General features: G+C 60.2%; 6 protein-coding genes and 1 pseudogene. 2 read left to right on the forward strand and 5 right to left on the reverse strand.

Annotation, left to right across the window (positions count from 1 at the left end):
* Window positions 1-202 precede the first annotated feature (202 nt).
* From PQQ96_RS40815 to PQQ96_RS40830, 4 genes are all read right to left on the reverse strand, one after another.
* A complete protein-coding gene (locus PQQ96_RS40815; RefSeq protein ID WP_408302906.1) occupies window positions 203-1,888 on the reverse strand; it encodes a cation acetate symporter in 1,686 nt (561 codons plus the stop codon).
* 3 nt (window positions 1,889-1,891) lie between these two features.
* Window positions 1,892-2,209 (reverse strand): DUF485 domain-containing protein, encoded by a 318-nt coding sequence (locus PQQ96_RS40820; RefSeq protein ID WP_408302908.1) that lies wholly within the window; start codon window positions 2,207-2,209, stop codon window positions 1,892-1,894.
* A 216-nt stretch (window positions 2,210-2,425) separates the two neighbouring features.
* A complete protein-coding gene (locus PQQ96_RS40825) occupies window positions 2,426-3,634 on the reverse strand; it encodes a CaiB/BaiF CoA transferase family protein (protein WP_408302910.1) in 1,209 nt (402 codons plus the stop codon).
* Between the two features lie 276 nt (window positions 3,635-3,910).
* The gene (locus PQQ96_RS40830) at window positions 3,911-4,822 is read right to left on the reverse strand and encodes a LysR family transcriptional regulator (RefSeq protein ID WP_408302911.1); all 912 of its coding nucleotides are present in this window, start codon (window positions 4,820-4,822) and stop codon (window positions 3,911-3,913) included.
* Window positions 4,823-5,935: 1,113 nt separating this feature from the next.
* Between PQQ96_RS40830 and PQQ96_RS40835 the strand changes: the two genes are divergently transcribed.
* Entirely contained in the window at window positions 5,936-7,096 is a 1,161-nt protein-coding gene (locus PQQ96_RS40835; protein WP_408302912.1) for a porin, read from the forward strand.
* Between the two features lie 200 nt (window positions 7,097-7,296).
* On the opposite strand, the pseudogene PQQ96_RS40840 reads toward PQQ96_RS40835, so the two are convergent.
* Window positions 7,297-7,437: pseudogene (locus PQQ96_RS40840) on the reverse strand (porin); the annotation flags it as partial.
* A gap of 166 nt (window positions 7,438-7,603) precedes the next feature.
* Here PQQ96_RS40840 and PQQ96_RS40845 point away from each other — a divergent pair.
* Entirely contained in the window at window positions 7,604-7,957 is a 354-nt protein-coding gene (locus PQQ96_RS40845; RefSeq protein ID WP_408302913.1) for a transposase, read from the forward strand.
* Window positions 7,958-8,085: the final 128 nt, after the last annotated feature.

An 8,085-nucleotide genomic window follows, 5' to 3' on the forward strand; every position in this document is an offset into this window, starting at 1 on the left:
GCTTCGTAAGCGGCCGGTCATCCCATCTTGACGGCAGCGTGCGGTTCAGGCCTGCAGGGACGGCTGCCAGCGATGCGGCAGGAGTTCTTCGAGGCGGCTTGCGGGCTGCGTCGGCAGTCGCGTAAGCACGTCCTTGTTCATCGCATCGTGCTGGCTCAGCGGCGCAAACGTGCATCGTCCTCGATGCACGTCCAGAATCAACTCAATGGTCGACGGCTCTGATCGACAGGATGCCTGTCTGTCCATAGAACTCCTGCAGCGCAAAAGCGTCCCGCTCGCGTTGCGCACGCGCACTCCGATCCAGCATCGAAAATACCCAGATGCCGGCGAACGCAAGCGGCACCGAAACGAGCGCGGGGTTATCGAGGAACACCGGCGCGTGCGCGTGATGCAGGACGTCGACCCATACCGACTTTGAGAACAGCGTCAGCAGCACCGCGGAAATCAACCCGAGGCTTCCGCCGACCACCGCGCCGCGGGTTGTCATGCCGCGCCAGAAGATCGACGACACCAGCACCGGGAAGTTCGCACTAGCCGCGACCGCCGCGACGAGACCGACCAGAAATGCCACGTTGATGTGCTCGAAGAGAATGCCGAGCCCGATCGCGACCACGCTCAGTACCAACGTCGAGATGCGGGAAATGCGCATTTCCCTGACTTCGTCGGTTTTACCGCGCGCGAGCCAGCAGGCGTACAGATCGTGCGACACCGTGGTTGCACCGGAGAGCGTGAGGCCCGCCACGACCGCCAGGATCGTCGCGAATGTCACGGCAGCGATGAAACCGTAGAACAGGTTGCCGCCCACCGCCTGGGCCAGCTTGACGGCGACCATGTTCGATCCGCCGAGCAGGTCGCGCGTGAGGTTGAAATGCCCGTCGGCGGCGGTCTGGAAGAATTCGGGATGCCGGGCGAGCAGTGCGATCGCGGAGAAGCCGATGATGAAAGTCAGCAGGTAAAAATACCCAATGAAGCCCGTGGCGACGAACACGGACTTGCGTGCCTCTTTCGCGTTGGGCACGGTGAAGAAGCGCATCAGAATATGCGGGAACCCGGCGGTGCCGAACATCAACGCGATGCCGAGCGAGAGCGCGTTCAGCGGATCCTTCAGCAGCTTGCCGGGGCCCATGATGCTCAGCGCGCCGGGGTGGACCTCGACGGCGCGTCGAAACATCTCCTCGGGGCTGAAGCCGAATTGCGCGAGCGCGGTGACGGCCATGAACGTCGCGCCACAGAGCAGCAGCACGGCCTTGATGATCTGCACCCAGGTGGTTGCCGTCATGCCGCCAAAGAACACGTAGATCACCATCAGCGCGCCGACAATGACCTCGGCCATCCAGTACTGCAATCCGAACAGCAACTGGATCAGCTTGCCCGCGCCGACCATCTGCACGACCAGATAGAAGATCACGACGACGAGCGACGTGCTCGCCGTCAGAAGGCGAATGGGCGCCTGCTCGAAACGATAGGCGACGACATCGACGAACGTGAACTTGCCGAGATTGCGTAACGGTTCGGCGAGCAGGAACATCACGAACGGCCAGCCGACGAGAAAGCCGATCGAATAGATCAGACCATCGAAGCCGAAAACGAAAACCATGCCGGACAGGCCGAGAAACGAAGCGGCGGACATATAGTCCCCCGCGATCGCGAGCCCGTTCTGGAACCCGGTGATGCCGCCGCCCGCGCTGTAGAAGTCCTTCGTCGTGCGGGTCTTGCGCGAGGCCCAGCGCGTGATGCCGAGCGTGACGAGCACGAAAAGCAGAAACATCCCGATCGCGACGGGATTCAGTTCAACATGCTCCGGCGCGGGGCCGGTGACGGAGGTCGCATGAGCGAGCGCGGCAATCGATGCGAGGCCGGCGCAGAAGAAGGCGCGAATGAGTTTCATCGTTCAGTCTCCTTGCCGGGCTTTGGCGAGAAGCGCACTCATCAAAGGATCGTACGTACGATTCGCTCGCAGCACATATCCGCCAGTCAGGCCGACCGCGATCAGGATGATGCCGATACCCACGACGATCCCCACGCTCGTCGTGGCGCCCGCATACAGTGGATGGGCGAGCACTTTCGGGGCGAGAGCGACGAACAGGATGAAGCCGTAGTAAGTGAGGATCATCAGCGCCGTCAGCGTGAAGCTGAAGCGGCGGCGTGAAGTGACGAGCTGCCGGTAGGCGGGACTCGCTTTGATTGAATCGATGAGGGCCTGCTGCATGGATGTCTCCAACCTGTGACTTGCTGATTTCGTTATGGTGGTGAATCGAATGAGCCCCGCTGGCTCGATGAGACTGCTGTGCCGGCTGCCTTCGGGCAGCGCTTGTTGTTGTGGTCGGGTGTGACGTGATGCGGGAGGAGGGGCGGCTGTTTGGGTGCAGCCGTTCGAAGATCGGCGCCAAGGAACAGCGCCGTTGCAATGACGCGCAATACGACGTTAAACGACGCCGTCTGCCTTCAACCGTGACAGTCGTTCGTCCGACAGGCCGAGCAGCGACTGCAGAACATCTTTCGTGCCTTCCCCGAGTTGCGGCGGCGCAGTTCGTACCGGCAAGCGCTCACCGTCAAAGCGATAAGGCGGAGCGAGGACATGCGTGCTGCCGGCTTCCGGATGCGATTGCGTCGTCACGAGCCCGGCGTCCGTCGCGCGCTTCGAGGTGAGCGCCTCGTGAAGACCGAGCACTTCGCCGCATGGAATGCCGGCCTGAGTCAGGCGTTGCAGCAGCACCTGGCGGTTTCTTCGACCGATCTCGCGGTTGAGTTCGGGCACGAGAACCTCGCGGTTCGCTGCGCGGCTGATGTTCGTCTTGAACCGCTCGTCGTCGGCAAGATCCGGGCGTTCGATCACTTCGCGACAGAAGCGCGCGAACTGGCTGTTGTTGCCGACCGTGATGACGAGCGGCCCATCGGCTGCATCGAATACGCCGTAGGGCACAATCGAAGGATGCGCGTTGCCGTAGCGCGGTGGATCTTCGCCCATGATCAGCGCTTCCAGCCCGTAATACGACGTGATCATCAGGCCGCAATCGAACAGCGCCATTTCGATGTGGCGTCCCTTGCCGGTCTGCTGTCGCTCGAAAAGCGCCGCGAGCACCGCCTGGGCCGAGTACATCCCGGTGAACAGATCGACAGCGGCAACGCCGAACTTCAGCGGCGGCTGCTCGGCTTCGCCGTTGAGCGCCATCAGCCCAGCCTCGCCCTGGACCACCAGGTCGTAGCCCGGACGCGCGGCTTCTGGCCCCGTGCGGTCATAGCCGGAGATCGAGCAGTAGATCAGGTCCTCATGTTCCTGCTTCAGTTGCTCGTATCCGAGGCCCAGCTTTTCCGCGCCACCGAACTTGAAGTTCTGGATCACGACGTCACACTGCTGCGCCAGTTCCCGCGCGATCTGCTGACCCTCGGCGGTTTGCAGGTCGAGACTCACCGAGCGCTTGTTGCGATTGACGCTGTTGAAATAGGCCGTCTCAGTCGAGCCGACTCGCAAGCCCCAATCGCGGGTGTCGTCGCCGCGCTTCGGGTGCTCGACCTTGATGACGTCGGCGCCGAGATCGCCCAGCACCATGCCGCACCACGGTCCAGCAAGCACGCGGGAGAGATCGAGGACGCGAACGCCGGCTAGCGGTAGCGAGGAAGTCAGGTTCGACATGGCAAATCCAGATTGACAAGGGTTCGTGACGAGGACGCCGCTTCTACTTTGAATGCGCGGCTGGCTTGTTGAGGGTCACGATGAGAATCTGGCCGCGCAGGTCGGGCGGGGTGATGTCGTCAGACAATTGAGGTTCATTGTCCCAGTCTCCGTGTATTGGCTTTTCGTATGGGCCCATTGTGGGTTGGCCAAATCGTATTGACAATTCCACTGAAAATTGACGGACTGTTAACTACAGATTGACGTCGAGCGCGGCGGGCGACCGCCCGCGCTCCCTCAGACCCATGTCTGCGCGAGCGAAAGGATTTCGTCGCGCAGGTAGTCGATCAGGGCTTGCGTCGATGGCGATGGATAGCGATTGGGCAGGGTGACGATATACAGCGTGTTCTGCTGACCGGCGACACGGTATTGCGGCAGGATCGGCAGCAGTCCCCGGTTCATCGGCGCATGCGGCACGTAGACCGGCAACAGCCCGACACCCATGCCCTGACACACGGCCTCAGCCAGGAATGGGTAGTCGGACGACTGCAACGCGGGCTGCATCGAGATCGTGTGGACATCGGCTTCGTTCTCGCGATGCGTGAGCGTCATCGTCACGCGTCGGCCAGGGTAGGGCGACGCGACCAGCGTCTGCCGTTCGAGGTCGGCGGGACAATCGATCGGACCATGCTTCTCCACATAGTCGGCCGATGCATACAGGTTCCAGTCGATCGAGCAGATGTTGCGCGCCACGTAGTCCAGTGGCGGCGTCGACGTGATTCTCACCGCCACGTCGACTTCCGCGGCGATCAGGTCCTCGATCCGGTTGTTGAACGTGACATTCAGTGTGATGCCCGGATGCGTACGCGCGAATTCAAGCAGCTTCGCGCCGATGAACATCCGGCCGAAGCCGGTCGGCACGCTGATCCGCACCCGGCCGCGCAATGTCTGCCCGAGGCTGTCGATCGATGCGCGCGCCGTGCCGAGATCCTCGAGCATGCGCTGGCCGCAGTCGTACAGTGTGTGTCCGGCTTGCGTCAGTTCGAGATTTCGCGTCGAGCGACGCAGCAGTTGCGCGCCGGTTTCGCGTTCCAGCAGCTTCAGCCGCTGGCTGATGTTTGAGCGTGTCATGCCGAGCTTGCGCGCCGCGGCGCTGAGGCTACGCGATTCCACAATCTCGACGAACAGGCCGATCAGATTCAAATCCATAGGGTGTTTGTCAATTCAGCCTGAACAAGTGCCGCTATCTTAGGCCTATTGTCTCCACCTGGAGAGCGGTCGCCCCGAAGGGCGCTGTCGAGGGTGGACGTTGCTTGGGAGCAGATTCTCGACCGCTTGGGGGAACGGCTTTCGCGAAGGCGGTTGCCGGCGTCAATGTCCGTTCGGGTTCCTGTTCGGTTCTGAGGAAGGCGGCGAGCGCGGCCAGTCGCAAGGCCGCCACAAGGGCGGCCCGCCGGAAAGTAGGGAAACTCCGCGTAAAAAAGCTGACGGCTGCACCGTTAATCAAATACGGAAGGCATGTTCAATTTATGCCATCCGCTTTCAGCATGGGTTTCCTGTCACGCGGCGGTCGGCGCCGCAATTCACCCCCGGGCAATACCCCGTGCTGAAGGCTTCACTTATTCGGCGGCGTCCCTTTTTGAAGCGCTAGCGCTTTGAGTGCATGGCCGCAAGCCTGATTGCATGCGACCGCCGCACAGCACTTTTCATTAGCACGTTCCGCACACAAGGCTTTGCTACGGCAGCGAGATGGAGGGCGGCCCGGAACTCAATCCGGTTTGTTAATTGACGTCTGTTAATCGATCGAACAGCGCGTAACTTCTATGTTGAATAATTCACGCAGAATAAATGACCTGATTGATCGAATTAAGTTCCCGGTTTTCTGAAATAAATTTACTCCGCATCGTATTCCTCTTGCGCATTTGCTTGTTTCTCAGGCAATCAGATGTCGCTCATCTTTTAATCGTTCCGACCCGATTACGTCACGCATATTAAATGCTGTTGCATACACACAACTTTAATATTGAGGTGTTGCAAATAACTTCTGTCCAGAGCAGGCGTGCCGTAGCCCGAATTTTGCGATAAACGTCTGAAAAATAAAGACTTAATGCGGGTCTCGATTTGATTGTTGCGGATTCTGAAAAATCCTGTTGCGTAAAATGCGGGCGTTGCTACTAGGGTCTCCCCCTACACTCACGCTTCGTTTAAAGGGTGCCCGGCTGATCCGAAACGGTTCGGCCAACAGGGCGGCAGCGAGTGATGGCTGCGCTGCTGAGGCAGGTCCCGCTCCCCGCGTAAATTTATCGAACTGGAGTCCCACGCATGAAAAAGAGTCTCATCGTTGTTGCGGTTGCCGCATCGTTCGCATCTGTCGCTCACGCACAAAGCAGCGTGACCCTGTACGGTCTGCTGGACGCAGGTCTGACGTACACCAGCAATGTCGCTCCGGCCAACGGCGTCGGCCACGGCAACGCAAAGTGGGCAGCAGGTAGCGGCGGCATCAACCAAAGCATGTTCGGCCTGCGTGGTTCGGAAGATCTGGGCGGCGGTCTGAAGGCAATCTTCACGTTGGAAAGCGGCTTCAATATCAACAACGGCAAGTTCGCTAACAACAACGGCATGTTCAACCGTCAAGCGTTTGTCGGTCTGTCGAGCGCGCAATTCGGTACGGTCACGCTGGGTCGTCAATACGACGCAGCACAAGACTACCTGGCACCGCTGACCGCAACGGGCAGCTGGGGCGGTACGTACTTCGCTCACCCGTTCAACAACGACAACCTGAGCACGAACGGCGGCTACGCAGTCAACAACTCGATCAAGTACTCGAGCGCTAACTACGCTGGCTTCACGTTCGGCGGCACGTACGGCTTCTCGAACCAGGCTGGCGCATTCGCAAACAACCGCGAATACAGCGTTGGTGCTGCATACCAGTGGCAAGGTCTGCGTTTGGGCGCTGCTTACGCACAGCAGAACAACCCGGGTGCAACGAACGCAGCAGGCACGGCAAGCAACGGCGGCGCTTCGGACGGCTCGATCCTGGGCTTCACGGGCAACTTCCGTCAGCGTGAATTCGGCGCAGCCGGTTCGTACGCGTTCGGTCCGGCTACGGTCGGTCTGGCATGGACGCAATCGCGTATCGACAACGCTATTGGCGGCCAATCGCTGAGCGCGAACAACTACGAAGTCAACGGCAAGTACAACCTGACCCCGGCGATGAGCCTGGGCGTTGCTTACACGTTCACGGACGGCAAGGGCTACGGCGTTGCGACCAACGGTGGTTCGGATTCGGTCCGCTACCACCAGATCGGCCTGCAAGCTGACTACTCGCTGTCGCGTCGTACGGACGTCTACGCTCAAGCCGTGTACCAGCACGCAATGGGCGACGGCGGTGTCGCTTCGATCTACAGCGGCGACAACACGCAACTGCCGTCGTCGTCGAAGAACCAGACGGCTGCTACGGTCGGTCTGCGTCACCGCTTCTAAGCTTCCGCAGAAGCTAGTTGTTGTGGAAAAAGGTGCCGTTCGCGGCACCTTTTTTTATGGGCGCGGCATATTGATCAGCGGTGCCTGGCCTTGATGCTGAATGCCGCCGCGCCTTGCAGGGTCCGAGTGGACCCTTGCCTGATCCAGACGATTTATAAAAACGTCCGCAGACCGAGTGCAACGCTGGTCTGATTGTTCGTGCCCGGCACTTGTCCCGAGAAGCCGCCGCCGCCCGTTGATTCCGCGTTGGCACCCAACGAGTACATCGTGGCCATTGTCGGGCCTTTGTATGTGTCGGTGTACTTAACGGCGTTGTCCGCGTAGAGTCCGGCGCCAGGCGCGCCCACTAACGAAGTAACGTATTGCGATTGCTGACAATTGCGCACACGCGTCTGACAATAATTGACTTTCGCGACGGTGCGCTTGAGGTAGTCTGAAACGATTGATCGATAGACACTATTTTTCGCGGCGACGCTGGCACGTGTGCTGCAGGTGCGCTCTTACTGCATGGATAATCCCCCGTCACACCCGCTGGCTCGCTCGCCAGCCATTCAGGATCTCACCGACGAGCAATGGCATCGCATCGTGCCGCTCCTGCCTGAAATGAAAGACCATGGACCTCGGCGCGGCCGTCCCAGCATCGACATCCGTTGCGTGGTGAACAGTGTGCTGTGGATACTCCACACGGGCAAACCGTGGCATGCCATGCCCGACCGGTATGCGCCTTATCAGACTGCACATCGCTACTATCTGCGCTGGAAGAATTCAGGTGTGCTGGCCAAGGTCGCTTTTGCGCTGTTCGACACCGATGCCATGTTGGCGCGGCCCATCTCTCGCAGGAGCGATGCGCGCACGGTGTAGCAGGCTCAGGCCTGCCCTCGCAGGGCAAACAGAAAGGCCGTCATCCGGTAACCGGATAACGGCCTTTTTAATTGGCTGCGTGAATTGGCTACATGAGTCGGCTACATGAGCACACGCGTCGGCCCTAG

Source organism: Paraburkholderia sediminicola, assembly GCF_046027825.1.
Lineage (GTDB): Bacteria > Pseudomonadota > Gammaproteobacteria > Burkholderiales > Burkholderiaceae > Paraburkholderia > Paraburkholderia sediminicola_D.